This is a genomic window from Geodermatophilus sp. URMC 63 (genome assembly GCF_053502565.1).
Map to the genome: position 1 here is coordinate 2,280,943 of NZ_CP199956.1, position 25,065 is coordinate 2,306,007.

The following is a 25,065-nucleotide window of genomic DNA, read 5'->3' on the forward strand; positions in this document are numbered from 1 at the left end:
GGGGGATCGTCCGGGCGGCGTCCGACGGCCCTGGGTCCCCCCTCGTGGCCGGCTGCCGCGCGTCCTGCGATCGCTTCCGCCCGGCGCCCTCGACCCCGTGGAAGTGCCGTGCCCCGAACGCTGAAGCTCGTCCTCTCCGCCCTGGTCCTGACCGGACTGGTGGGCGGCTCCTACGCCTGGTTCGCCGCGCAGAAGTCGGTGACGCTGACGATCGACGGGCAGGTCCGCGAGGTCAGCACCTACGCTGACACGGTTGGTGAGGTGCTCGACGAGGAGGGGCTGCAGACGCAGGCGCACGACGTCGTCCTCCCCGATCTCGACGCCACCGTCGGGGACGGCGACGCGGTCGTCCTCAACCGCGCCCGGCCGCTTCAGCTGACCGTCGACGGGGTGGCCAGGGAGGTGTACGTGACCGCGCTGTCGGTGGACGAGGCGCTCGAGCAGCTCGGCTACCGGGCGGAGGACCTCGTGCTGTCGGCCAGCCGCAGCGAGCGGCTCCCGCTCGACGGCATGGCGCTGTCGATCTCCACCCCGAAGGACGTGACGCTCGTCGTCGACGGCGCCTCCCGCGTCGTCACCACGACCGCCGCCACCGCCGCCGACCTGCTCGCCGAGCAGGGCGTGACCCTCGGCGCCGACGACCGCACCAGCCTCTACCCGGCCCAGCCGCTGCTCGCCGGGATGCGGCTGCAGGTCTACCGGGTGCAGGTGACCGAGGTCGTCGAGACCAGCCCGCTGGACTACCGGACCGTCGAGACCGAGGACCCCGAGGCCCTCGAGGGGGAGGAGACGGTCACCCAGGAGGGCGTGGAGGGCGAGCAGTCCACCACCGTCCGGATCACCGTGGTCGACGGTGTGCAGACCGCCCGCGAGCAGCTCGCCACCACCGTCACCCGCGAGCCGGTCGACGAGCTCGTCAGCGTCGGCACCAAGGAGCGCCCCGCCGCCGCGACCGGCAGCGTCCCGGCGAGCGCCGACGGTCTCAACTGGTCCGCCCTCGCCCAGTGCGAGTCCGGCGGCAGGCCCGACGCCGTCAGCTCGTCGGGCACCTACCGCGGCCTCTACCAGTTCTCCCGCTCCACGTGGGCGTCCGTGGGCGGTGCCGGCGACCCCGCCGCGGCCTCCGTGGCCGAGCAGACCCTCCGCGCGCAGATGCTCTACGCGCGCTCCGGCGCCGGCCAGTGGGGCTGCGGGCACCACCTGTTCGACTGAGCGGTCCGCTGAGCACCCCGGAGCAGACCGACGGGCTGCTGGGCCCGGCCGCCATCCGCGACCTGGCCCAGCAGCTCGACCTGCGTCCCACCAAGACCCTCGGGCAGAACTTCCTGCACGACGCCAACACCATCCGGCGGATCGTGCGCACCGCGGAGCTGCGGCCCGACGACGTCGTCCTCGAGGTCGGGCCGGGCCTGGGCTCGCTGACCCTGGGGCTGCTGCCGGCCGCCACCGCCGTCACCGCCGTCGAGATCGACCCGAGGCTGGCCGCGCGGCTGCCGCAGACGGTGGCCGAGCGGCGTCCCGACCTCGCCGGCCGGCTGACCGTGGTCGAGGCCGACGCGCTGCGGGTGAGGGAGCTGCCCGGCCCCCCGCCCACTGCGCTGGTGGCCAACCTGCCGTACAACGTGGCGGTGCCCGTCCTGCTGCACCTGCTCGAACTGCTGCCCTCGCTGCGGCGGGCGCTGGTGCTCGTCCAGGCCGAGGTCGCCGAGCGGCTGGCCGCCCCGCCGGGGAGCCCCGCCTACGGCGTCCCGTCGGTCAAGGCCGCCTGGTACGGCGAGGTCCGCCGCGCCGGCAGCGTCGGCCGCCGCGTCTTCTGGCCCGAACCCAACGTCGACTCCGGCCTGGTCGCCCTCGACCGCCGTCCGCCACCGCCCGGCGACCGCGCCGCCACCTTCGCCGTCGTCGACGCCGCCTTCGCCACGCGCCGCAAGGGCCTGCGCGCCGCCCTGGCGCGGTGGGCCGGGAGCCCCGCCGCGGCCGAGGCGCGGCTGCGGGCGGCCGGCATCGACCCGGCCACCCGTGGCGAGCAGCTGTCGGTGACCGACTTCGCCCGGCTGGCCGCGACGGCGCCGGTGACCCCGTGAGCCGGTCGTCGTGAGCGGGTCGTCGTGAGCTGGTCGTCGCCGGGCGGGCCCGGGCACACCCGCGGGGACGGCGCGGTCACCGCGCACGCCCCCGCCAAGGTCAACGTCTCGCTGGCCGTGGGCCCGCTGCGGCCCGACGGCTTCCACGCGCTGCAGACGGTCTACCTGGCCGTCTCGCTGCTCGACACGGTCACCGTGCGCCGCGGGGAGGGCCTGTCGGTCACCGTGACCGGTGAGGGCACCGGCGGAGCCGACCCGGTGCCCACCGACCGGCGCAACCTGGTGTGGCAGGCCGCCGAGCTGCTCGCCGAGCACGCGGGCGTGGCCGCCGACGCCACCATCGCCGTCGACAAGGCCATCCCGGCCGCCGCCGGACTGGCCGGTGGCAGCGCGGACGCCGCGGCCACCCTGGTCGCCCTCGACGCGCTCTGGGGCACGCACGCCACCCGCGGCGACCTCACGGCACTGGCCGCGCGGCTGGGCAGCGACGTCCCCTTCAGCCTCGCCGGCGGCGTCGCCCTCGGCGGTGGCCGCGGGGAGCAGCTCACCCCCGTGCTGGCCCGGCGACGGTGGCACTGGGTGCTCGGCATCGCCGAGGGCGGGCTGTCCACGCCGGCGGTCTACGCCGAGCTCGACCGGCTGCGCGCCGCGGGACGGGTGCCCGACGGCGCGGCGTCCCCCTCGCCCGAGGCGGTCCTCGCCGCGCTGCGCAGCGGTCCCGTCGAGGCGCTGGCCGCCGCGCTGGACAACGACCTGCAGGCGCCGGCGGTCTCGCTGCGCCCGGCCCTGCGCCGTGCGCTGCGCAGCGCCACCGGTGCCGGTGCGGCCGGGGCCCTGGTGAGCGGCTCGGGCCCGACCGTGGCCGCGCTGGCGGAGGACGAGGACGCCGCCGTCCGGCTGGCCGCCGTCCTGGCGGGGGAGGGCGTGTTCCGCACCGTCCGGGTCGTGCACGGCCCCGTGCCCGGCGCCCGCCTGGTGGGTTGAAGGACCCCCTTGCCCCCCACCGCTCGCAGGCTCGCGGCGGGACCCTGCACGGGGGCCGCCGTCCTCCGGACGGTGTCTACGCGGCGGCGGGCTGCTGCTGGCGCTTGGCGGCCAGGCGGACCGGGTCGGGCCACTTCACCGAGTGCGCCCAGCCCAGCTTCTCGAACACCCAGATCACGCGGGCGCTGATGTCGATCTGCGCGCGCAGCACGCCGTGGCGGGCGCAGGTCGGGTCGGCGTGGTGCAGGTTGTGCCAGGACTCGCCGCCGCTGAGGATCGCCAGCGGCCAGAAGTTGGTGGCCCGGTCGCGGGAGGCGAAGGGCCGGCTGCCGACGACGTGGCAGATCGAGTTGATCGACCAGGTGACGTGGTGCAGCAGCGCGGTGCGCACCAGCCCGGCCCAGAAGAACGCCGTCCAGGCGCCGGCCCAGCTGCCCGTGACCAGGCCGCCGATCGCCGCCGGCAGGGCCAGGCTCAGGAAGGCCCAGACGACGAACAGCCGGCTGGTGACCCGCAGGCCGCGGTCCTTGAGCAGGTCGGGGGCGTAGCGCGCGGCGTTGGTCTGCCGCCGGTCGAACAGCCAGCCGAGGTGGGCGTGGAACATGCCCCGGAGCAGCGCGCGGGTGTCGTCGCCGTAGCGCCACGGCGAGTGCGGGTCGCCGTCGCGGTCGGAGAAGGCGTGGTGGCGGCGGTGGTCGGCGACCCACTGCACGACCGGGCCCTGGATGGCCATGCACCCCACGATCGCCAGCGCGATCCGCAGCGACCGGGTGGCCTTGAACGACCCGTGCGTGAAGTACCGGTGGTAGCCGACGGTGACGCCGAGCAGCGGCACGAAGTAGAAGGCGACGAACAGACCGACGTCGAGCCAGGACAGGCCCCAGCCCCACACCGCCGGGACCACGGCGGCCAGCGCCAGGAACGGCACGACGACGAAGACGTAGAGCGTGAGCTGCTCGAGGTGCCCCTTCTCCTTGCCCAGCGCGTTCGGCGGCAGGCCCCGGTCGGGATCGGCGGGTCGGAAGGCCGACGGCCGGGTGAGGGAGGGAGCGGACACGTGGCCTCCAGGGGTCGTCCGTGGCGAGGACGCTCCGGCGCGACGGCCGGTGGCTTCGACGCCGTAACCTACGTCACCGGCCGCACCCCCGCCGTCCGGACCGGGAGTGCCCGGCTCCGGCCGCCCCCTGCTCCGTGCCCCGCCGCGGGGAGCGCCCTAGGCTCGTCCGCGTGGCGCCGCCGGGACGGCGCCGCGGTGGGGGATGGGGTAATCGGCAGCCCGCCGGCCTTTGGAGCCGGGAAGTCTCGGTTCGAGTCCGAGTCCCCCAGCAGCGCCGAGGGCACGGGCACCCGTGCCGAGGCACCGGGTCGCCCCTCCGGCGGTCCGTCCACCGTCGGAGGAGATCAGTGAGTCCGCAGCAGGCAGTCGCCGCCGTCGTCGTCCTCGCCGCCGGGCAGGGGACCCGGATGCGTTCGACCACGCCCAAGGTCCTGCACGAGATGGGCGGGCGCAGCATGCTCGGCCACGTGCTCGCGGCGACCGGGCCGCTGGGCGCCGGCACGACGCTGGTGGTGGTCGGCGCCGGCCGCGAGGCCGTCGCCGACCACCTGGCCGCCGTCGCACCCGGCGCGCGGCCGGTGGTGCAGGAGGAGCAGCGCGGCTCCGGCCACGCCGCCGCCGTCGCACTGGCCGCCGCCCCCGACCTGACCGGCCCGGTCCTGCTCGTCAACGGCGACGCCCCGCTGCTGCGGCCGGAGACGGTCACCGCGCTGGTCGAGGCGCACCGGGCGGCCGGCGCCGTGCTCACCGTGCTCACCGCTCGGGTCGCCGACCCCACCGGCCTGGGGCGCGTCGTCCGCGACGCCTCCGGCGCGGTCACGGGCATCGTCGAGGAGCGCGACGCCACACCCGAGCAGCGGGCGATCACCGAGGTCAACGCCGGCGTCTACGTCGGCGACGCCGCCGCCCTGCGCCGCGCGCTGGCGCGCATCGACCAGGACAACGACCAGGGCGAGCTCTACCTCACCGACGCCGTCGGCCTGCTGGTCGGCGACGGCGAGCCGGTCGCCGGCGCGGTGGCCGAGGACCCCGACGACGTGCTGGGCTGCAACGACCAGCGGGAGGTGGCCGCGCGGCGGCGCACCCTCAACGACCGCGTGCTCGACGGGCTCATGCGGGCCGGTGTCACCGTCGTCGACCCGGCCACCACCTGGGTCGACGTGACCGCGTCGGTGGCCGCCGGGGCCCGGCTGCTGCCCGGCGTGCAGCTGCACGGGACGACGTCGGTGGGGGCCGGCGCCGTCGTCGGCCCCGACACCACGCTCGTCGACACCGCGGTGGGGGAGGGCGCGTCGGTGGTCCGGTCGCACTGCCTCGGGTCGGTCGTCGGGCCCGGGGCCACGGTCGGCCCGTTCAGCTACCTGCGGCCGGGCACCGACCTCTCGCGCGGCGCCAAGGTCGGCGCCTTCGTCGAGACCAAGAACGCCCGCGTCGGCGAGGACTCCAAGGTGCCGCACCTGTCCTACGTCGGCGACGCGACCATCGGGCGGGGTGCCAACGTCGGGGCGGCCACCGTGTTCGTCAACTACGACGGCGTGGCCAAGCACCACACGACGATCGGCGACCACGTGCGGATCGGCTCGGACACGATGCTCGTCGCGCCGGTCACCGTGGGGGACGGCGCCTACACCGCCGCGGGGTCGGTGATCACGCACGACGTCCCGCCGGGGGCCATGGGTGTGGCGCGGGCGACGCAGCGCAATGTGGCAGGCTGGGTGCGCCGCCGCCGTCCGGGCACCGCCGCCGCGCAGGCCGCTGCGGCGGCGACGGGACCGGCCGAGGACGCGGCCGGTGCCCGGCCCGTGACCGGCGGCGACGGTGCGGACCGGCCGACGGAGCCCGACGGGAACCACGACCAGTAGGGGCAGCAGAGCCGATGAGCGCGATCCGGCAGACCACCAGCAAGAGCCTGATGCTCTTCTCCGGCCGGGCGTACCCCGAGCTGACCGACGAGATCGCCGGTCACCTGGGCGTCACCCCCACCCCGACGGCGGCCTACGAGTTCGCCAACGGGGAGCTGTTCGTCCGCTTCGAGGAGTCGGTGCGCGGCTCCGACGCCTTCATCGTGCAGAGCCACTCCGCGCCCATCAACACCTGGCTCATGGAGCAGCTGCTCATGGTCGACGCCGCCAAGCGCGCCTCGGCCAAGCGGATCACCGTCGTCGCACCGTTCTTCCCCTACGCCCGGCAGGACAAGAAGCACCGCGGCCGCGAGCCCATCTCCGCCCGCCTGGTCGCCGACATGTTCAAGACCGCCGGCGCCGACCGGCTGATGGTCGTCGACCTGCACACCGCGCAGATCCAGGGCTTCTTCGACGGCCCGGTCGACCACCTCTTCGCCCTCGACCTGCTCGTCGACCACGTCAAGGGCCACTGGGGCGACCGCGAGATCACCGTCGTCTCGCCGGACTCGGGGCGGGTGCGCGTCTCCGAGCGGTGGAGCGACAAGCTCGGCGGCGTCCCGCTGGCCTTCATCCACAAGACCCGCGACCCGATGCGGCCCAACGAGGTGGTCGCCAACCGCGTCGTCGGCGAGGTCGAGGGCCGGGTCTGCATCCTGGTCGACGACATGATCGACACCGGCGGCACGATCGTGAAGGCCGCCGAGACGCTCTTCGACGCCGGCGCCGCCGACGTCATCGTCTGCGCCACCCACGGCGTCCTGTCCGGCGAGGCCGTGGACCGGCTGAAGAACAGCCGGATCAGCGAGGTCATCGTGACCAACACGCTGCCCATCGAGCCGTCCCGCCAGTTCGACAAGCTGACCGTCCTGTCCATCGCCCCGCTGCTGGCCCGGGCGATCAAGGAGGTCTTCGAGGACGGCTCGGTGACCAGCCTCTTCGGCGGCGCCGGCTGACGGTCCGCCGAGCGGGGGCCCGGAGGGTCCCCGAGGACGGACGGGGACGGCTCCACGGAGCGGGGGGACGGCACCTGGCCGCGGTCACCCGGCCGGAGGCCGGGTAAGATGACAGAGCCCGGCGAGGGAGCGGTCCGTCCGACTCCGTGATCGACGTGCGTGTGCTCCTGCGAGGTGTGCCGCGCCCGGCCGCCGGCCCGCAGACCGACCCACCTGTTGAGGAGCACACCACCGTGGCCGACTTCCGCCTCGTCGCCGAGCCCCGCACCGAGTTCGGCAAGGGCAGCGCCCGCCGGACCCGCCGCGCCGGCCGCGTCCCCGCCGTCCTCTACGGGCACGGCCAGGACGTCGTCCACCTGTCGCTGCCGGCGCTGGAGTTCGCCGCCGTGCTGCGCAACGGCGGCACCAACGCCCTGATCACCGTCGTCCTCGACGGCGCCGAGCACCTCGCGCTCACCAAGTCGGTGCAGCGCGACCCGCTGACCCGCCAGCACGAGCACGTCGACCTGCTGGCCGTCCGCCGCGGCGAGAGGACGACCGTCGAGGTGCCGCTGGTCGTCGTCGGCGAGCCCGGCGTGGACGCGATCACCAACCACCAGCTCAACACCGTCGCGATCGAGGCCGACGCGACCGCGCTGCCCGACACCATCGAGGTGGACGTCACCGGCCGCACGGCGGGCCAGAACATCACCGCCGCCGACCTGGTGCTGCCCCGCGGCGCCACGCTCGTCACCGACCCCGAGGCGCTGGTCATCGGCTTCCTGGGCGCGCCGACCGCCGAGCAGCTCGACGCCGAGCTGGCGGAGGCCGAGGCCGAGGCCGGCATCGAGCGCGAGGAGTCCGCGCCGGCCGAGAGCGGCACCGGCGAGGGCGACGTCGTCCCGGAGCCGCAGGCGCAGGGTGGCGGCGAGTCGATCGAGTCCACCGAGAACAGCTGAGGTCCCCGCTGACCGAGAGCACGACCCGCAGGGGCGCCGGCACGGCCGGCGCCCCTGCGGCGTCCCCGCCCTCCGAGGGGCCCTTCCTCGTCGTGGGGCTGGGCAACCCCGGCCCCGGCTACGCCGGCAACCGGCACAACGTCGGGGCGATGGTCCTCGACGAGCTCGCCGCCCGTGCCGGCGTGAAGCTCTCGCCCGGCAAGGGAGCCCGGGCGCGCGCCCTCGTCGGCGAGACCCGGCTGGCCGGCCGCCGTGTCGTCCTCGCCCGGCCGACGACGTACATGAACGAGTCGGGCGGTCCGGTGCGCGGGCTGCTCGACTACCACAAGCTGCCGGTCGCCGACCTCGTGGTCGTCCACGACGAGCTCGACCTCCCCTTCGCCGCCGTCCGGCTCAAGCGGGGCGGGGGCGAGGGCGGGCACAACGGCCTGCGCTCGATCAGCCGCTCCACCGGCACCCGCGACTACCTCCGGGTGCGGGTCGGGATCGGCCGCCCGCCGGGCCGCCAGGACCCTGCCGACTTCGTGCTCAAGGACTTCTCCGCGACCGAGCGCAAGGAGCTCGACCTGCTGGTCGCCGAGGCCGCCGACGCCGCCGAGGAACTCCTCGCGCAGGGCCTGGAGGCGGCACAGAACGTGGTCCACCCCCGTAGCTGAACGGGTGAGGCGGCCGCCCCCAGGGGGTGAACCGTCACTCTCCGCATTGCCTTGGCGATGACGCTGGGTGAGCGTTCCCCGTGCGTCGGGGGACGTGACGCCATCGGCGACACGACAGCGCAGCACGTTCGGTGACTGCTCCTCCCCTCCGCACACGGAGAGTCACGCGGTTCGAGGGGGAGACGTGCTGCTGAACCACCACGGCGCCGGACGGGCCGGCGTCACCGCGCCCGCGGGCCCGATCCCGGCGCTGGACGTCCTGACCGGGAGGCCGCGGCCCACCGGCACGACCGCGCCCTCCCGCTGGTCGGCGCATTACTCCGGGGCCCTGGTCGGGCTCGACGTCACCGCTGCCGCGGCCGTCACCGGCCTGGTCCTGTCGGCCCACCCGTCCCCGCCCTCCGCCGCCGCGCCCCTGGTGTGGACGGCGGCCCTGCTGGTCCTGGCCTGGCCGCTGCTGCTGGCGGGGACCGGCGCCTACGACGAGCGGGTCCACGGCACCGGCAGCGACGAGTACCGCCGGGTGGGCCGGGCCGGTCTGCTCCTGGTGGCGCTGGCGAGCCTGGTCTCCTACGCCGCCCAGCTCGAGCTGAGCCGCGCGCTGGTCGTGGTCGCCATCCCCGCGGTCACCGTCCTCACCCTGGCCGCGCGGTTCGCCGCCCGCTGCCAGCTGCGGCGGCTGCGCGCCCGCGGCCGCTGCCTGCGGCGGGTCGTCCTGGCCGGCCGCGGTGGAGCCGTCGTCGAGCTGGCCATGCGGGTGCGCCGGGACGGCTACGCCGGGCTGGAGGTCGTGGCCGCGTGCGTGACGCCGGAGAGCCGCGAGCTGGTGGCCGGCGCGCTCGGGGTGCCGGTCGGCGGGCTCGACGAGGTCGTCGACACCGCCGTGCGGCTCGGCGCCGACACCGTCGCGGTCACCTCGGCGAGCGAGACCGCCGCCGAGTACCTGCGCCGGCTGTCGTGGCAGCTGGAGGGCAGCGGCGTCGAGCTGCTGGTGGCCCCGGGGCTGATCGAGGTGGCCGGACCGCGGCTGCACATCCGCCCGTTCGAGGGGCTGCCCCTGCTGTCGGTCGAGCAGCCGCGGTTCGAGGGGTGGGGCCGGGTGCTCAAGGGCTGCGTCGACCGGGTCGTGGCCGCGCTCGCGCTGCTGCTGCTGTCCCCGCTCCTGCTCGGGCTGGCCCTCGCCGTCCGGCTGGACGACCCGGGGCCGGTCCTGCACCGGCAGGAGCGGGTCGGGGTGAACGGCCGGCGCTTCACGATGCTGAAGTTCCGCAGCATGGTCGTCGACGCCGAGAGCCGGCTGGAGGCGCTGCAGGCGGCCAACGGCGCCGACGGGCTGCTGTTCAAGATGCGCGCCGACCCCCGGGTCACCCGGGTCGGGCGGTGGCTGCGCCGGCTGTCCCTCGACGAGCTCCCGCAGCTGGTCAACGTGCTCGGCGGCTCCATGTCGCTGGTGGGCCCGCGCCCGCCGCTGCCCCGCGAGGTCGCGCGGTACGACTCCTCGGTCAGCCGGCGGCTGCTGGTCAAGCCCGGCCTGACCGGGCTGTGGCAGATCTCCGGCCGCAGCGACCTGTCCTGGGAGGAGGCCGTGCGGCTGGACCTCCGGTACGTGGAGAACTGGTCGCTGGCCCTCGACGCGCTGATCCTCGTCAAGACCGTGCGCGCCGTCCTCGGCCGCTCCGGCGCCTACTAGCCGCCGCTGCCCGCCTCACCCCCCTCCGGCGGGTGACGCGGGCGCGCGCGCCCTCTCCCTAGCGTCGCCAGGACCGCCGGGCGCAGCGCCGCCCGGACCTGATCGGAGGACGGACCCATGAACCGCACGAGCATCGCCATGGTGGGGACCCGTGGTGTCCCGGCGCGCTACGGGGGCTTCGAGACGGCGGTCGAGGAGGTGGGACGCCGGCTCGCCGACCGCGGGCACCGGGTGGTCGTCTACTGCCGCACCACCCCCGGCAGCGGCGCCGAGCGCCCGGCGGAGCACCTCGGCATGGAGCTCGTGCACCTGCCGGCCGCCCGTCGCCGCTCGATCGAGACGCTGAGCCACTCCGCCCTGTCGGTGCGCCACCTGCTGGCCCACCGCACGGACGCCGCGTTCGTCTTCAACGCCGCCAACGCCCCGCTGCTGCCCGTGCTGCGGGCCGCGCGCATCCCGGTGGCCACGCACGTCGACGGGCTGGAGTGGAAGCGCGCCAAGTGGGGCGGTGCCGGACGGCGCTACTACCGCGCCGCCGAGGCGCTCGCCGTCCGCTGGTCCGACGTGCTCATCGCCGATGCCCAGGGCATCGCCGACTACTACCGCGACGCCTTCGCCGCCCCGACGACGCTGCTGACCTACGGCGCGCCGCTCATCGCCCCCGGTGCGCACCGGCTGGCCGAGCTGGGCCTCGAGCCCGGCGGCTACCACCTCGTCGTCGCGCGCTTCGAGCCGGAGAACCACGTCGACGTCGTCGTCGAGGGCTACGCCGCGAGCGACGCCGCCAAGCCGCTGGTGGTGGTCGGCTCGGCGCCCTACGCCGACGAGTACACCCGCCGCGTGCACGCCCTGGCCGACCACCGGGTCCGCTTCCTCGGCGGGCTGTGGGACCAGGAGCTGCTCGACCAGCTCTACGCCCACTGCTGCACCTACCTGCACGGCCACTCCGTCGGCGGCACCAACCCCTCGCTGCTGCGCGCCATCGGCGCCGGCGCGGCGGTGACCGCCTTCGACGTGGACTTCAACCGCGAGGTCGTCCGCGACGCCGGCCGCTGGTTCCGCACCCCGCAGGACGTGGCCCGCGAGCTGGCCGCGGCCGAGGCCGACCCGGAGGGGACCCGGCGGGCCGGGCAGCGCGCCCGCGTCCACGCCGCGCGCTACGACTGGGACGCCGTCGCGGACGGCTACGAGGAGCTCGCCCGGCGGCTGGCCGCCCGGGACGTCCCCGCGCGCCGGCCCAGCGGACGGCGCCGGCCCACGGCCGCGGACCTGCCCGTGCCGCCACGTGCCTCCGCGCCGGCGGCGACGCCGGTGCCGGACGGCGCCGGGCCGCTGCCGTCGGTCCCGGCAGGGGCGTGGGACGCGCACCCGGCGGGCCAGCAGTGACCGCGGTCGCGACGCCGGGCGGGACGGCCCGCCGGCGACGGCTGCTGCTGGTCGCCGCCGGGACCGTCCTGGCCGCCGCGCTCCTGGCGCTCGCCGTCGCCGGCGGCGGGGGCGGGGGCACCGGTGGCGCCGGCGGGTCCGCGGCGGCCGCCTCCGGCGCGTCCGGGGCCACCGGCACGCCCGCGCCGACCGAGGTCGTGGAGCCCACCGGCACCGTCCCGCCGCCTCCTCCCACGCCCGGGCCCACCGGCCCGACCGAGGCCGCCGAGGAGCTGCCGCCGCGGCTGACGCCGGTCGCGCTCACCGAGGAGGCCGCCGTCGGGAACGGGGTGACGGCCACCGTCGAGGACCTCGAGGCGATCGAGGCCACCGGCCAGGGGCCCGGCCAGGTCTCCGGGCCCGCCGTCCGGGTCACCGTGCGCGTCACCAACGGGTCCGGAGCGCCGGTGTCGCTCGACGCCGTCGCCGTCGACCTGTCCTACGGCCCCGACGCCACCCCGGCCTCGCCGCTGGAGGACCCCTCGTCCGCGCCGTTCACCGGCACGGCCGCACCGGGCGCCGACGCCACCGGCGTCTACGTCTTCACCGTCCCCGAGGGGCAGCGCGACGCCCTCACCCTCGCCGTCGGCTACCAGGCCGGCGCGCCCTACCTGGTGTTCACCGGCTCCGCCGACTGACCCCGCACCCGCCCGGCCGACGCCCGTCCCTCCTCCCGGAGGGGCGGGCGTCGTCGTGTCCGCACCCCGCCGCCGGTGACGCTCCGTGACCCGTGCGGGTGATCCGGGCCCGTCCTCCGCGCCCAGGCACCTGTCCGGGTGATCCCCCTCGGCCTGTTCCCCGTGTCACCGTGACTCTCGGTGAGGGGCGGCCCCGTGTGGGGCCGCCCGGGATCATGGGGGGGACGAACGTGTCTGCACGTGTGCCGCGGTCGGCGACGACCGCTCGCCGGGCGGTGGCCGGCCTGCTGGGCCTGCTGCTGGTCGCCGGTGTCCTGGGTCTGGCCGCACCGACGGCGGCCCGCGCGGACTCCGCGCCGATCAACCCGGCCGACCCGGCGACGCCGGTCACGGTGACCGCCGACGCCCTGCCGACGGTGCAGATCGGCAAGGCCGCCGACGGCAAGGACGGCGTCGCCTGGGCGCAGGTCGTCGTCGGCGACACCGTCTACGTCGCCGGCCGGTTCCTCACCGCCCGCCCCGCGGGCGCGGCGCCGGGCACCCAGGAGGTCCCCCGGCGCAACCTGCTGGCCTACGACGTCCGCACCGGCCAGCTCGTGACGTCGTTCGCGCCGGACCTCAACGGCCAGGCCCTGGCGGTCGCCGCCTCGCCCGACGGCACGCGCGTCTACGTCGGCGGCGACTTCACCGTCGCCAACGGGCAGCCGCGCAACCGGGTGGCCGCCTACGACACGCGGACCGGCGCCCTGGTGCCCGACTGGCGGCCCAGCGTGAGCGGCCAGGTGCGCGCGATCGCCGCCTCGGCCGGCGCCGTCTACCTCGGCGGGACGATCACCGCCGTCGGCTCGGCCAGCCGCAGCCGGCTGGCCGCCGTGTCCTCCGCGAACGGCGCCCTGCTGCCCTGGGCCCCGGTGCCCGGCGTGGGCCCGACGGACCGCAACGTGCTCCCCGTCTGGGAGAACGAGCAGACCCTCACGCCCAAGCGCGACGCCCAGGGCAACACGATCCTGAACACCGCGGTGAACTCCCAGACGAGCAACGTCGTCCAGGCACTCGTCCTCGCCGGCGGCCACGTCGTCGCCGCGGGCCGCTTCGACAGCCTCAACGGGGTCAAGGCCACCGGCATCGGCGCGCTCGACCCGGTGAGCGGCGCCACCCGGCCCTTCGAGGTCAACCAGCTGATCACCAACCAGGGCGTCAACTCCGCGGTGTGGAGCCTGTCCACCGACGGCCGGGCGGTGTACGGCACCGCCTACGACTACTACGGGCCGGGGAACCTGGAGAGCGCCTTCGCCGCCGAGGCGACCGGCGGGCGGCTGCTGTGGGCCAGCACCTGCCGGGGCGACACCTACGCCAGCTTCCCGCTCGGCGGTGCGCTCTACACGGCCTCGCACCTCCACCAGTGCGGCAACACCGGCGCCCACGCCGACTACGACCCCCGGCAGTTCCGCTACGCCGCGGCGTTCGGCACCGCCGCCACCGGCACCAACGGCCCCTACGTCTGGAACAACGCCAACTTCGTCCGCAAGCCGGCGCCCCCGCTGCTCAGCTGGTGGCCGATCTTCGCCACCGGCACCGCCACGGGGCAGTACCAGGCCGCGTGGTCGATCAGCGGCAACGACCGCTACGTCGTCTACGCCGGGGAGTTCCCGCGGGTCAACGGCACCGAGCAGCAGGGCCTGGTCCGCTTCGCCCTGCCGGGCACGGCCCCCGGCCGGATGGCGCCCACCGGCGGTGGGCTCACGCCCACCGTCACCTCGCCGGCCCCGGGCACCGCGCGGGTCGTCTGGCAGGAGAGCCACGACCCGGACAACGAGGTGCTGATCTACCGCGTGTACCGGGACAACGGCACCACCCCGGTGTACGAGACCAGCACCTCGCAGACCTGGTGGGACCGCGACCTCCTGTCGTTCACCGACCGCGGCCTGACCGCGGGCTCGCACACCTACCGCGTCGCCGTCACCGACCCGCAGGGCAACCGCAACACCGGGCCGTGGACGCCGGTCACCGTGGCCGCGGGCAGCACGGCCGCCCGGTCCTACGTCGAGACGGTGCGGGCCGACGGCGCGGAGTCGCTGTGGTCCCTCGGCGAGCGCAGCGGCGCGTCGCTGGACCAGGCCGGCGGCTACGACCTCGCCGTCGGCGCGGGGGTGGCGCGCGGCCAGGCGGGCGCGCTGGCCGGTGACCCGGACACGGCGGCGCAGCTGAGCGGGACCAGCTCGGGTCTGGCCGCGACCACGACCCAGGTGCAGGCGCCGCAGACCTTCTCGCTCGAGGCCTGGGTCAACACCCGGACGACGTCCGGCGGCATCGTCGCGGAGTTCGGCAACCGCACCAGCGGCATCGCCCCCTCCCACGACCGGCTCCTGTACTTCGACCGCGCGGGCCGGCTGAACTTCGGCGTCTGGCAGAACGCCAAGGCGGTCGTCACCAGCCCGCGGGCCTACAACGACGGCGGCTGGCACCACGTGGCCGCGACCTTCCGCGCCGGCTCGATGGTGCTGTACGTGGACGGCGCCCAGGTCGCCGCCCGCTCCGACGTGGTCGTCGCCCAGCCCACCCTGGGCTGGTGGCGGATCGGCGGCGGGTACAGCTGGGAGGTCGAGGCGGAGTCCTGGTACAGCGGCCGGGTCGACGAGGTCGCGGTGTACCCGTCGGCGCTCGGCGCGGCGCAGGTGGCCAACCACTTCGCCGCCGGCACCACCGGGCGGCCCGCCAACGCCACCCCGACCGCCGCGTTCACCTCCACGGTGAGCGGGTCGGCGGTCACCCTGGACGGTGCCGGCTCCACCGACGCCGACGGCCGCATCACCTCCTGGGCGTGGACCTTCGGTGACGGCGCCACGGGCACCGGGGTGCAGGCCGGCCACACCTACGCGGCCCCCGGCACCTACCCGGTGACGCTGACGGTGACCGACGACGGCGGCGCCACGGCGACCCGCACGGCCACCGTGACCATCGCAGCGCCACCGCCCAACCAGCCGCCGACCGCGTCGTTCACGGCCGGCACCGCCGAGCGGACCGCGTCGTTCGACGCCTCCGCGTCGCGGGACGCCGACGGCACGGTCACCGCCCACCGGTGGGACTTCGGTGACGGGACCTCCGGCACCGGCGTGCGGGCCGGACACGACTACCGCGCCGACGGCGACTACACCGTGCGCCTCACCGTCACCGACGACGACGGCGCGACCGCGACGGCCACGCAGCGGGTCACCGTCCGCGCGGGCGTCCTGGCCGGTGACACCTTCGACCGGGAGGTGAACGGCGGCCTGGGCACCGCGACCACGGGCGGCGCCTGGACGTCGTCGGCCGGCGCGACCCGGCAGTCGGTGACCGGGGGCGACGCCGTCCTGGCCACCACCGCGGGCACCAACACCGGCTCGTTCCTCGGGTCGGTCGCGGCGAGCGGCGCCGACGTGCGCACCACCGTCTCGCTCCCGGTCGTGCCCACCGGCTCCGGCGCCACGGTGTACGTCGTCGGGCGTCGGGTCGCGGCCGGCCAGGAGTACTCCGCCCGGCTGCGGTTCCTGGCCGACGGCAGCGCCCGCCTCGCCGTCGTCCGGCTCACCGGCGGCGCCGAGACCGTCGTCGGGTCCGAGGTGCCCGTCCCCGGCTACGCCACCGGGACGCCGCTGGCGGTCCGCCTGGTCGTCGACGGCAGCGGCACCACGACGCTGCGGGCCTCGGCCTGGCCGGCGGCCTCGGCCGAGCCGGCCACTCCCCTGGTCGAGCGGACCGACACGACCGCCTCGCTTCAGGCGGCGGGCTCGGTCGGCCTGCTGGGCTACCTCGGGGCGAGCGCGACCGCCCCGGTGGCCGTCCGGTTCGCCGACTTTACGGCCGTCCCGGTCGGCGCTCCCGTTCCCGGTGGCGGCCCGGTGCCCAACGCGGCTCCGGTGGCGCGGGCGGACGCCACCGCCACGGGGCTGTCGGTGGCGCTCGACGGCAGCGGCTCCACCGACGCCGACGGCACGGTGGCGGCCTGGGCGTGGGAGCTCGGGGACGGCGCCACGGCCGCAGGAGCGCGGGTCACCCACGCCTACGCGTCGCCGGGCACGTACACCGTGCGCCTGACCGTCACCGACGACGACGGCGCGACGGCCACCACCGCCCGGACCGTCGAGGTCACCGCGCCGGCCGGCGACCCGGCTCCGCAGCCCTTCGCGCAGGACGCCTTCGCCCGCGAGGTGACCGGTGGCCTGGGGACCGCCGACGTCGGCGGCGCGTGGACCGCGGCGACGGGGGCCACCCGGCAGTCGGTGTCCGCGGGGACGGCGACCCTCGGCCTCACCGTCGGCACCAACACCGGCTCCTACCTGGGCGGCGTCGCGCAGACCCGGGCCGACGTCCGCACCACGGTGACCCTGGGGGCGGCGCCGACCGGCGGCGGCGCCACCGTGTACGTCGTCGGGCGTCGCCTGGCGGCCGACCAGGAGTACCGGGCCCGGCTCCGGTACCTGGCCGACGGCACGGTCCGGCTGGCCTTCAGCCGCCTCTCGGGGTCGGCCACCGAGGTGCTGCTCGGCGCCGAGGTGGTCGTCCCCGGGGTGTCCTCCACGCCCGGCGCCCCGCTTGCCGTGCGGCTCGTCGTCGACGGCACCGGGACGACGGCGCTGTCGGCCACGGTGTGGGCCGCGGGGCAGCCCGAGCCGGCGCAGCCCACGCTGACGCGGACGGACACCACCGCCTCGCTGCAGGCGGCCGGGGCGGTGGGCCTGTCGGGGTACCTGTCGGCCAGTGCGACCGCGCCGGTGCCGGTCCGGGTGACGTCCTTCTCGGCCCGCCCGGTCGCCTCCGTCCCGGCCTGACCGACCGGGCCGGCGCCCGGTCCCGGATCCCCGGGACCGGGCGTCGGCGCCGTCCCGACGTCCGCGGGAGGTGGCTGCCGCGGCCCGGGGAGGCACCGGCGGCCGTGGGGTGCGCTCCCTCCCCGCCCGGTGACGGGGGCCTGGCCCCTCCGGGTGAGAGGCCACGCGGTCGGCGACCCGGCGGGCCCGCCCCCTGCGATCCTGCCCACGAGCGACGAGTCCGCGCACGCCGCGCGGCACCCCGGCCGACCCGGTCCGCAGCACACGGAGGCACCCCGTTGAACCGTTCGAGCGTCCTCCCCGGCCCGCGCCTGCGCGAGCCCGGGGGTGAGGGGCTGCGCGGAACGCTGCGGCGGTTGTCCGCCGCCCAGAAGGGCGCGGCCGGCGCGCCGGCGTACTCCCGGTTCGTCAACCGCAGGCTCGGCCGGCTGTTCGCGGCGCTGGCGTTCCACGCGGGTCTGACGCCCAACGCCGTCACCGCGCTGAGCGCCGTCGCCACCGGTACCGGGATCGCCCTGGTGGCCCTCGTCCCGCCGTCGGTGCCGATGGGGCTGGTGGTCGCGGCCTGCCTGGTCCTGGGCTACGCGCTCGACGCCGCCGACGGCCAGCTGGCCCGGCTGCGCGGCGGCGGCTCACCGGCGGGGGAGTGGCTCGACCACATGGTGGACGCGGCCAAGGCGTCCAGCCTCCACCTGGCCGTGCTCATCGGGCTCCACCAGCACACCGACGTCGACCCGGTCGTGCTGCTCGTGCCGCTGGGCTACTGCGTCGTCGACGCGGTCACCTACTTCGGCACCATGCTGAACGAGGCGCTGCGCGCCCAGCACGGTGTCGCCACCCGCGCCCAGCGGACCGCCGAGCGGGTCGGCGCGGGTCGCTCCCTGCTCACGCTGCCCACCGACTACGGGCTGCTGGCCTGCGTCTTCGTGCTCTACGGGTGGACCGGGGGGTTCGTGCCGGTCTACACGGTCCTGTTCCTGGCCGCCGCCGGCTTCCTCGCCCTCGCCTCGGTCAAGTGGTTCCGGGAGATGGGCCGGCTGCCCCGGTGACCCGCCCACGGCTGCTGGTGGCCCACCCCGGCGCGGAGCTCTACGGCGCCGACCGGATGCTGCTCGAGGCCGCGACCGCACTGGCCACGGACTTCGAGGTCACCGTCGTCCTCCCCGGACCCGGCCCGCTGGTCGCCGAGCTGCGCGCCCGCGGGCTCCCGGTGGAGCTGTGCCCGATGCCGGTCCTGCGCAACTCCGCGCTGCGCCCCCGGGGCCTGCTGCGGCTGCTGGCCGACGCCGTCCGTGGCGCCCCGCCGGCGCTGCGGCTGCTGCGCCGGCACCCGGCGGGGGTCTACGTCAGCACGCTCACCCTGCCGTCCTGGCCGCTGCTGGCGCGGCTGGCCGGCCGGCGCTCGGTCACGCACGTGCACGAGGCGGAACGGTCGGCGCCACGCCTGCTGCGGCGCGGGATGGCGCTGTGCCCCGTGCTGTCCGACCGGGTGGTGGCCAACAGCCGGTTCACGCTGGAGACCCTCGCCGAGGTCGCACCGCGGGTGGGCCGGCGCGGCAGGGTGGTGCACAACGTCGTGCGCGGTCCGGCGCTCGTCCCGCCTCCGCGCCCGGTGCTGGAGGGCCCGCTGCGGCTGCTCTACGTCGGCCGGCTGTCACCGCGCAAGGGCCCGCAGGTCGCCGTCGCCGCGCTGCAGGACCTGCGGCGGCGCGGCGTCGACGCCCGCCTCGCCGTGGTCGGCTCGGTGTTCCCCGGCTACGAGTGGTTCGAGGCCGAGCTGCGCACGAGCGCGGCCGACGCCGGGCTGGCCGACCGGGTGGAGTTCCTCGGCTTCTCCGCCGACGTCTGGCCCCACCTGGCCGCGGCCGACGTGGTGCTGGTGCCGTCGGTGGGGGACGAGTCCTTCGGCAACACCGCGGTGGAGGCCGTGCTGGCCGCCCGGCCGGTGGTGGTCAGCGCGCACAGCGGCCTGCAGGAGGCCGTGGCCGGCTACGCCGGCGTGCAGGCGGTCGCGCCCGGCCGGCCCGCGGCGTGGGCCGACGCCGTCACCCGGGTGACGGCCGACTGGGCGGGTGCCCGCGCCGCCGCGCTGGCCGACGCCGAGACCGCGCGCCGCCGGCACGCGCCTGAGCGGTACACCGCCGAGCTGCGCGCGGCGGTCGCCCCGTCCGGCGCGGGCCCGGTGCCGGCGGCGGTGACCGGCGTGCCGGCCGTCGCGCCCGTGGCCCGTCCCTTCGGGTGAGGGGACCCGTCGGGGGGATGACGGCCGCCCCCCGGGACTTGTGCACTCGCGGTGCACGCGCCACGTCCTCGGGGGGATCTCGACATGCCAGTGACCGGTTACGCGCCCGGCGCCTACGACCTCTTCCACATCGGGCACCTGAACGTCCTCCGGCACGCCGCCGCGCACTGTGACCGGCTGATCGCGGGGGTCGTCTCCGACGAGATGCTGCTGCTGAGCAAGGGCCGGTTGCCGGTGGTCCCGCTGCGGGAGCGGATGGAGATCGTGGCCGCCCTCAGCTGCGTGGACGACGTGCACGCCGAGGTCGTCCCCGACAAGCTCGACACCTGGCGCGAGGTCGGCTTCGACGTGATCTTCAAGGGCGACGACTGGCGCGGCACCCCCAAGGGCCTGCAGCTCGAGCACGACTTCTCCGGTGTCGGGGTCGAGGTGCGGTACTTCCCGTACACGGTGCACACCTCGAGCACCGTGCTGCGGCACGCGCTGGCCGCCCTGGAGACGCACGCGGCGCTCGACGGTGGCGTGCTCCGATGACCTCCGCGCTGGACGCGGGGCCGCGGGTGCTCCTGCCGCCCGTCCTCATGTACCACTCGATCAGCCCGTCGACCGGACCCGACCCGCACCGGCTGCGGGTCCACCCCGCCCGGCTGGACCGGCACCTGCGCCTGCTGCGCCGGCTCGGGCTGCGCGGGGTCTCCCTCACCGAGCTGGTGCGGGCCGCCGACCGCGGCGCCGCCGCCGGGCTGGTCGGCCTGACCTTCGACGACGGGTACACGGACTTCCTCGAGCACGCCGTCCCCGTGCTCCGTCGGCACGGGGCGACCGGCACGGTCTACGCGGTCGCGGGCCTCCTGGGCGGCACCAACGACTGGGACCCCGGCCCGCGCTGCCGCCTCATGGACGCCGGCCAGCTGCGGGCGGTGGCCGCGGCGGGCCAGGAGGTGGGCAGCCACACCCTCACCCACGCCCGCCTCCCCGGAGCCGACGCCGCGGTGCTCGACGCCGAGGTCGGCCGGAGCCGGCACGTGCTGGAGGAGGTCCTCCAGACCGAGGTGTCGAGCTTCTGCTACCCCTACGGCGCCTACGACGACGCCGCGGCGCGCGCCGTCCGCGCCGCCGGCTACGGCAACGCCTGCGTGACCGGCGACTACCACCCCGGTGACCGCGTCACGCTGCCGCGCTGCTACGTCGGCCCCCGCGACACCCGCGGGCACGTCGCCGCACGCCTGCTCCGGCACGTCGTGCGGCTGCGGCGTGCCGTGGCCGCGGGGACCGCCCGCCCGTCGTGACCACTCCGGGGAACCCGTCCTGCCGGCGGGGCGGCGGCGCGGCCGGGGACCGGGAGGACCGGCCGGTGCCCGGTCGCCCCCGGCTGCCCCGCCGCAGGGCCACGGGCGCCCTCGTCGGGCAGGGCACCCAGGCGCTGGCCGGGTTGGTCCTGCAGGTGGCCGCGGCGCGGGAGCTGGGGGCTGCGGGGCTGGCGCTGTTCTCCCTGGCCTACGGGGTCCTCGTCCTGGCCACCGCCGTCTCCAGCGGGCTGGTCGGCGACTCGCTGACCGTCCTGGACCGCCACGAACCCGGCATCCGCGCCGGCCTGCACGTGACCACGGCGCTGGTCGCGGGGAGCGCCGGCGTGGCCGGGTGCCTGCTCGCCCTCGCCACCGGGGCCGTCCCGCCGTGGGCGGGTCTGCTCGTCGGCCCGGCGGCGGTCGCGTTCATGCTCGAGGACACGCTGCGCCGCCTGCTCATGGCCACCGGCCGGTTCTGGTCACTGCCGGCCGTCGACCTCACCGCCCTCGGCCTGGCGCTGGTCACGCTGGTGCTCGCGGCGTCGGCCGGGAGGCCGACCCTCGGCTCCTTCGTCGTCGCCCTCGCCGTCGGACAGGCAGGTGCGGCCCTCGTGGCCTGGGCGCTGCTGCCGCGCGAGGAGCGGCCACGCGGCCCGTGGCGACGTCCGGCGCTGCGCGCCGTGGCCGACTTCGGCGTCTGGCGGGCAGCCGCGCAGGTGATCCGCCCTGCGCTGCTCACGCTGCTCCGGCTGGTGGTGGTGGCGGCGGCCGGGGCCACCGCCTACGGCCCGCTCGAGGCCGCGCGGGTCTACACCGCACCGGCGATGGTCCTCGTCGCCGGACTGGGCTCCTTCCTCCTCCCGCACTTCGTCTCCCTGCGGCCGCTCGGTGTCCGGGCCGGGTTGCGCTCCGCCGACCGTGCGGCCGCCGGTCTGGCCGTCCTGGTGGCCCTGCTCGGCGTCCTCGCCGTGGTCGCCCTGCCGTGGGCGGGGCCGCTGCTCACCGGCGGGGGCTACGCCGTGCCGGTCGGCGCGGTGCTCGGCTGGAGCGCGTACGCCGCGGCCGGCGCCGCGCTGCTGCCGTACGCGGGCCTGGCCTCCGTCCACGGGAGGCAGCGGCGGGTGCTGGCGCTGCGCGCGCTCGAGCTCGGCTCGCTGGGGCTCGTGGCGCTGCTGGTGACCGCCGTCGAGGGCGGGGCGGCCTGGAGCCCGCTCGCCCTGGCGCTCGGCCCGGTGCTCGCCGCCGTCGCCGTGCGCCGGTCGGTGCTGGCGCCCCGGGCCCGCGCGGAACGCGCGACCTCCGCGGGCGCGAGGCCCGCGGAGGTGGTGGGCACGTGACCCCGGCGGCCCCGTCCCCCGTCCGGCCCGACCGCCGCCCGGCCGTCCCGGCCGATCCGCGCGAGCCGTCGCGCCCGCTGCTGGCCCTGGCGGCGCTGCTGGTCGTCGTGGGCAGTGTCGGGTGGCGCCGGGGCGAGTACTTCACGGGCTCCCTCGACCCGGTCGTGGTGGCCAAGGCCGTCGTCAGCCTCCTGGCGCTGGGACTGGCCGCCGTTCTCGCGGGGTCCGGCGCGCGACGCCGGGTCGGCACCGGGTCCCTGTGGTGGCTGGGCCTGCTGCTGAGCAGCTCGGTCCTCGGCGCGGTCACCGCCGGTCACCTCGTCGCCGGAGGGGTGGTCGCCGTGCGGGTCGCCCTGCTGGGCGCCACCGTCCTCCTCCTCCTGCGGGCGGCGCCGGCCGTCGACGTCCTGACCGCCGTGGTCCGGGCCTGCGTCGTGGTGGCGGCCGTCGCCGCGGTCACCGGCCTGCCCTCCTACGCCGACGGGCGGCTGGCGGGCGGCGTGCCGGCCATCGACCCCAACGAGCTGGCCCTCCTGGCCGGACTCGGGGTCCTCCACCTGGCGTGGCGCACCGTGCTCGGCCGGGCGGGGGCACCGGCCGCGGCCGCCGCGGGCGTCCTCCTGGGCGTCGTCTGGGCCACGGGGTCGCGCACCGCGCTGCTGGTGCTCGTGGTGGCCGTGCTCGTCATGGCGGTGCACGTCCGGCGCCCGCGTGTGGGCCTCGTGGTGAGCGGGCTGGTGCTGACCGGGTGCGCGGCCGTCGCGCTCGTCGCCACCGGCGCCGTGGCCGGCTTCCTGTCCCGCGGCGGCGACGGGACGAGCACCCTCGGTTCCCGGTTCATCGCCTGGCGGGCCGCCCTCACCTGGGCCGCCTCGGACTGGCAGACGGTCTTCGGTGGCGGGCTCTCGGTCAAGGTCATCCGCGTCCGGGGCCAGTACTGGGACACCCAGCCCCTGGACAGCAGCTGGGTCTCGCTGCTCGTGCAGGCCGGCTGGTTCGGTGTGGTGGTCGCCACCGGGTGGGTCCTCTGGACCGCGCGCGGGGTGCTGAGCGCGCCGCGCGCCCACCGTGTCCTGTTCCTCGGGCTGCTGACCTTCCTGCTCGGCCGCAGTGTGCTCGAGAGCGGCCTCTTCGACGCCTCCGTGGCGTTCCTGCTCCTGCTGGCCGTCTCCCTCCTCGCCGAGGGCGGCTCGCGGGAGCGGCTGCGCGCCGAGGAACGGCTGCTCGAGGCGCCGGCCCCCGGTCCCCGCTGAGCGGCCGCACCGGGGCACCGCCGCCGTCCTGCGGGTGACCGGGCCGCCCGGCGTGCGCTGCCCGGCGCCCTCCGGTCGGCCCGTCCGCTGCCGGTGGACCCCGGGCGGACCGGTCGTGGGGACGGCGCCGTGCGGGAGGACCCGCGGGACGGCGCCGTTCCCGCGGCCGACGGGCGTCCCGGCCGTCCCGGGCGGGTCCGCGGCGCGGGACGGGGACCGCGCCGGGCGGGTCGTGCGGGGTGACGCCGGGTGGGGGGAGCCGGGACACGGCCGCGGCCGACCGCCGTGCTCGACCCGGCGGTCCTCGGTCCCGGACCCGGCGGGTGACCCGGTCCCGCCGACGGCGGACGCCCCGGCCGTCCCCGGGCCCGCGCGAGACGAGGGACCCGTGGAGACGACCGGGGCGGTGCGGCGCCGGTGGGGCGTCAGGAGGCGACGGTCTGCCGGTCACCGGTCCCCACCGCCGGGCGCGCCGGCCCGTCCAGGAGGACGTCGGACGGAGCCGTGCGCGCCGCCCGCACCGGCGGGAGGAGGACCACGGAGAGGAGCCGGGCCTCCACGGCGGCCAGCAGGGACCGCACCTCGCGCAGGTCGGCGGCACCGGTCCGGCCGGCGGTGACGACCAGCACGACGCCGTCGTTCCCGAGCGCCAGGCGCCGCCACTCGCGCGCCGGGGCCAGTGGTGACCCGACGGTCAGCCGGACGCCGCCGGGGGCGGTGGGGGCGGCGACCGCGCCGCCGTGCTCGGTGACCGCGACCGGTGTGCCGCGGTCGGCGAGCTCGGTCGCCAGACCGGCCAGCAGGGCCTGCACGTTCCCCGGCTGGTCCGGTGACACCGGGACGACGACGGCCCGCACGGGACGGTCGTCGAGGGGCTCGAGCTGGCGGGTGAGCGACGTCGTGCGCCCGATGGCCCGGCGGCCCCGGCCTCCGACGACGTGGACGGTCAGCTCGTCGGCGTCGGCGCCCCAGGCGGCGCGGACGTCGTCCTCGGAGTGGAGGCGGGTGTCGGTGCGGCTGCGCAGCAGCGCGACGGCGGCGCCCAGGACCAGGCCCACGAACAGGCCGAGGCCCAGCACCAGGCCCGGCACGGGGAACACCGGGGTCGAGGGGACGGTGGCCGGGTCCGTCACGGTGAGGTCCACCGGGCTGACGCCGTCCTGGCGCTCCTCCAGGTCCTCGACGGCGACGCTGAAGCGCTCGGCGACGGCGTTGGCGACGGCGGCGGCCCGGTCGGGGTCCTCGTCGGTGACCGAGATGTCGACCTGCGAGGTGTCGGGCGGGTTGACCGCCTCGATGCGGGCCCGGAGCTCGGTGGTGGACTCGTCGAGGGAGAGCTCCTCCACGACCGGGTCGAGGACGGTCTGGCTCCGGGCGACGTCCGGGTAGGTCTGCACGCGCTGGCTGATGAACTGCGAACCGCTCGTCCCGTCACCCGAGCTGGCCACGAACACCTGTGCCGTGGTCGTGTAGGTCGGCGGGACCGCCAGCACGACGCCCAGCGCCGCGAGCAGGCCCGTCAGCGTGAGTCCCACCCACGTCCGCCACTGCCGGCGCAGGGCTGCCACGTAGTCACGAAGTTCCATGTCCCCCACCCCTGGAGCTCCCGACGCCGGGGCCGTGCCGGCCCGTGCGTCGCTCCGGCGCACCCGGAGTGGCTCCCCGCGAGGCTAGGTCGCCCCGGCCCCGGCCCGGCCCGGCCGCGGGCACGGCCTCACCCGAGCGGAGGAGCGCTGCCCGGGCGCCGCACCCCGCCTCCTGACCCCGGCCCCACGGCCCCGGCACGGCCTCCCTCCGGCGACTAGCC

The 25,065-nt window shown here is 76.9% G+C and carries 19 protein-coding genes and 1 tRNA gene; 18 read left to right on the plus strand and 2 right to left on the minus strand.

Annotation, left to right across the window (positions count from 1 at the left end; all coding sequences use genetic code 11):
• Nucleotides 1-108 precede the first annotated feature (108 nt).
• Genes ACWIZO_RS11060 through ACWIZO_RS11070 form a run of 3 tightly spaced genes read left to right on the plus strand, consistent with a single transcriptional unit; the run spans nucleotide 109 to nucleotide 3,068 of the window.
• Complete coding sequence (locus ACWIZO_RS11060; protein ID WP_448642499.1) at nucleotides 109-1,212, plus strand: ubiquitin-like domain-containing protein; 1,104 nt, start codon at nucleotides 109-111, stop codon at nucleotides 1,210-1,212.
• Nucleotides 1,182-2,084: a 16S rRNA (adenine(1518)-N(6)/adenine(1519)-N(6))-dimethyltransferase RsmA gene (rsmA, locus tag ACWIZO_RS11065; protein WP_448642500.1), complete on the plus strand. Its 903-nt coding sequence runs from the start codon at nucleotides 1,182-1,184 to the stop codon at nucleotides 2,082-2,084. The genes ACWIZO_RS11060 and rsmA overlap by 31 nt, the downstream gene beginning before the upstream one ends.
• A 24-nt stretch (nucleotides 2,085-2,108) precedes the next feature.
• Nucleotides 2,109-3,068: a 4-(cytidine 5'-diphospho)-2-C-methyl-D-erythritol kinase gene (locus ACWIZO_RS11070; protein ID WP_448642501.1), complete on the plus strand. Its 960-nt coding sequence runs from the start codon at nucleotides 2,109-2,111 to the stop codon at nucleotides 3,066-3,068.
• 76 nt (nucleotides 3,069-3,144) lie between these two features.
• On the opposite strand, the gene ACWIZO_RS11075 is transcribed toward ACWIZO_RS11070, so the two are convergent.
• A complete protein-coding gene (locus ACWIZO_RS11075; RefSeq protein WP_448642502.1) occupies nucleotides 3,145-4,125 on the minus strand; it encodes an acyl-CoA desaturase in 981 nt (326 codons plus the stop codon).
• A gap of 196 nt (nucleotides 4,126-4,321) precedes the next feature.
• Between ACWIZO_RS11075 and ACWIZO_RS11080 the strand changes: the two genes are divergently transcribed.
• The 15 genes from ACWIZO_RS11080 (at nucleotide 4,322) to ACWIZO_RS11150 (ending at nucleotide 23,258) form a co-directional block, all read left to right on the plus strand.
• A tRNA-Gln gene (locus tag ACWIZO_RS11080) sits at nucleotides 4,322-4,394 on the plus strand.
• A gap of 78 nt (nucleotides 4,395-4,472) precedes the next feature.
• A complete protein-coding gene (gene glmU, locus ACWIZO_RS11085) occupies nucleotides 4,473-5,987 on the plus strand; it encodes a bifunctional UDP-N-acetylglucosamine diphosphorylase/glucosamine-1-phosphate N-acetyltransferase GlmU (RefSeq protein WP_448642503.1) in 1,515 nt (504 codons plus the stop codon).
• 14 nt (nucleotides 5,988-6,001) lie between these two features.
• A complete protein-coding gene (locus ACWIZO_RS11090) occupies nucleotides 6,002-6,982 on the plus strand; it encodes a ribose-phosphate diphosphokinase (RefSeq protein ID WP_448642504.1) in 981 nt (326 codons plus the stop codon).
• Between the two features lie 233 nt (nucleotides 6,983-7,215).
• On the plus strand, nucleotides 7,216-7,920 hold the full coding sequence (locus tag ACWIZO_RS11095) for a 50S ribosomal protein L25/general stress protein Ctc (protein ID WP_448642505.1): 705 nt from the start codon (nucleotides 7,216-7,218) through the stop codon (nucleotides 7,918-7,920).
• Between the two features lie 92 nt (nucleotides 7,921-8,012).
• Nucleotides 8,013-8,576, plus strand: a complete 564-nt coding sequence (gene pth, locus ACWIZO_RS11100) for an aminoacyl-tRNA hydrolase (RefSeq protein ID WP_448642506.1) — start codon at nucleotides 8,013-8,015, stop codon at nucleotides 8,574-8,576.
• A 184-nt stretch (nucleotides 8,577-8,760) separates the two neighbouring features.
• Nucleotides 8,761-10,266: a sugar transferase gene (locus tag ACWIZO_RS11105; RefSeq protein ID WP_448642507.1), complete on the plus strand. Its 1,506-nt coding sequence runs from the start codon at nucleotides 8,761-8,763 to the stop codon at nucleotides 10,264-10,266.
• Nucleotides 10,267-10,383: 117 nt separating this feature from the next.
• Nucleotides 10,384-11,652: a DUF1972 domain-containing protein gene (locus tag ACWIZO_RS11110; protein ID WP_448642508.1), complete on the plus strand. Its 1,269-nt coding sequence runs from the start codon at nucleotides 10,384-10,386 to the stop codon at nucleotides 11,650-11,652.
• Nucleotides 11,649-12,329, plus strand: a complete 681-nt coding sequence (locus tag ACWIZO_RS11115) for a hypothetical protein (protein ID WP_448642509.1) — start codon at nucleotides 11,649-11,651, stop codon at nucleotides 12,327-12,329. Before ACWIZO_RS11110 ends, ACWIZO_RS11115 begins: the two co-directional genes overlap by 4 nt.
• Nucleotides 12,330-12,559: 230 nt before the next feature.
• Nucleotides 12,560-17,137 (plus strand): PKD domain-containing protein, encoded by a 4,578-nt coding sequence (locus ACWIZO_RS11120; protein WP_448642510.1) that lies wholly within the window; start codon nucleotides 12,560-12,562, stop codon nucleotides 17,135-17,137.
• 278 nt (nucleotides 17,138-17,415) lie between these two features.
• Nucleotides 17,416-18,186, plus strand: a complete 771-nt coding sequence (locus tag ACWIZO_RS11125; protein WP_448642511.1) for a CDP-alcohol phosphatidyltransferase family protein — start codon at nucleotides 17,416-17,418, stop codon at nucleotides 18,184-18,186.
• Nucleotides 18,183-19,379 (plus strand): glycosyltransferase, encoded by a 1,197-nt coding sequence (locus ACWIZO_RS11130; protein ID WP_448642512.1) that lies wholly within the window; start codon nucleotides 18,183-18,185, stop codon nucleotides 19,377-19,379. Before ACWIZO_RS11125 ends, ACWIZO_RS11130 begins: the two co-directional genes overlap by 4 nt.
• An 84-nt stretch (nucleotides 19,380-19,463) precedes the next feature.
• On the plus strand, nucleotides 19,464-19,913 hold the full coding sequence (locus ACWIZO_RS11135) for an adenylyltransferase/cytidyltransferase family protein (protein WP_448642513.1): 450 nt from the start codon (nucleotides 19,464-19,466) through the stop codon (nucleotides 19,911-19,913).
• The gene (locus tag ACWIZO_RS11140) at nucleotides 19,910-20,668 is read left to right on the plus strand and encodes a polysaccharide deacetylase family protein (RefSeq protein ID WP_448642514.1); all 759 of its coding nucleotides are present in this window, start codon (nucleotides 19,910-19,912) and stop codon (nucleotides 20,666-20,668) included. The genes ACWIZO_RS11135 and ACWIZO_RS11140 overlap by 4 nt, the downstream gene beginning before the upstream one ends.
• A 65-nt stretch (nucleotides 20,669-20,733) precedes the next feature.
• Nucleotides 20,734-22,005 carry a hypothetical protein gene (locus ACWIZO_RS11145; protein ID WP_448642515.1) on the plus strand — a complete coding sequence of 424 codons (1,272 nt, stop codon included), beginning with the start codon at nucleotides 20,734-20,736 and terminating at the stop codon, nucleotides 22,003-22,005.
• Entirely contained in the window at nucleotides 22,002-23,258 is a 1,257-nt protein-coding gene (locus ACWIZO_RS11150; RefSeq protein WP_448642516.1) for a hypothetical protein, read from the plus strand. Before ACWIZO_RS11145 ends, ACWIZO_RS11150 begins: the two co-directional genes overlap by 4 nt.
• 425 nt (nucleotides 23,259-23,683) lie before the next feature.
• On the opposite strand, the gene ACWIZO_RS11155 is transcribed toward ACWIZO_RS11150, so the two are convergent.
• Nucleotides 23,684-24,844, minus strand: a complete 1,161-nt coding sequence (locus ACWIZO_RS11155) for a Wzz/FepE/Etk N-terminal domain-containing protein (RefSeq protein ID WP_448642517.1) — start codon at nucleotides 24,842-24,844, stop codon at nucleotides 23,684-23,686.
• Nucleotides 24,845-25,065 lie beyond the last annotated feature (221 nt).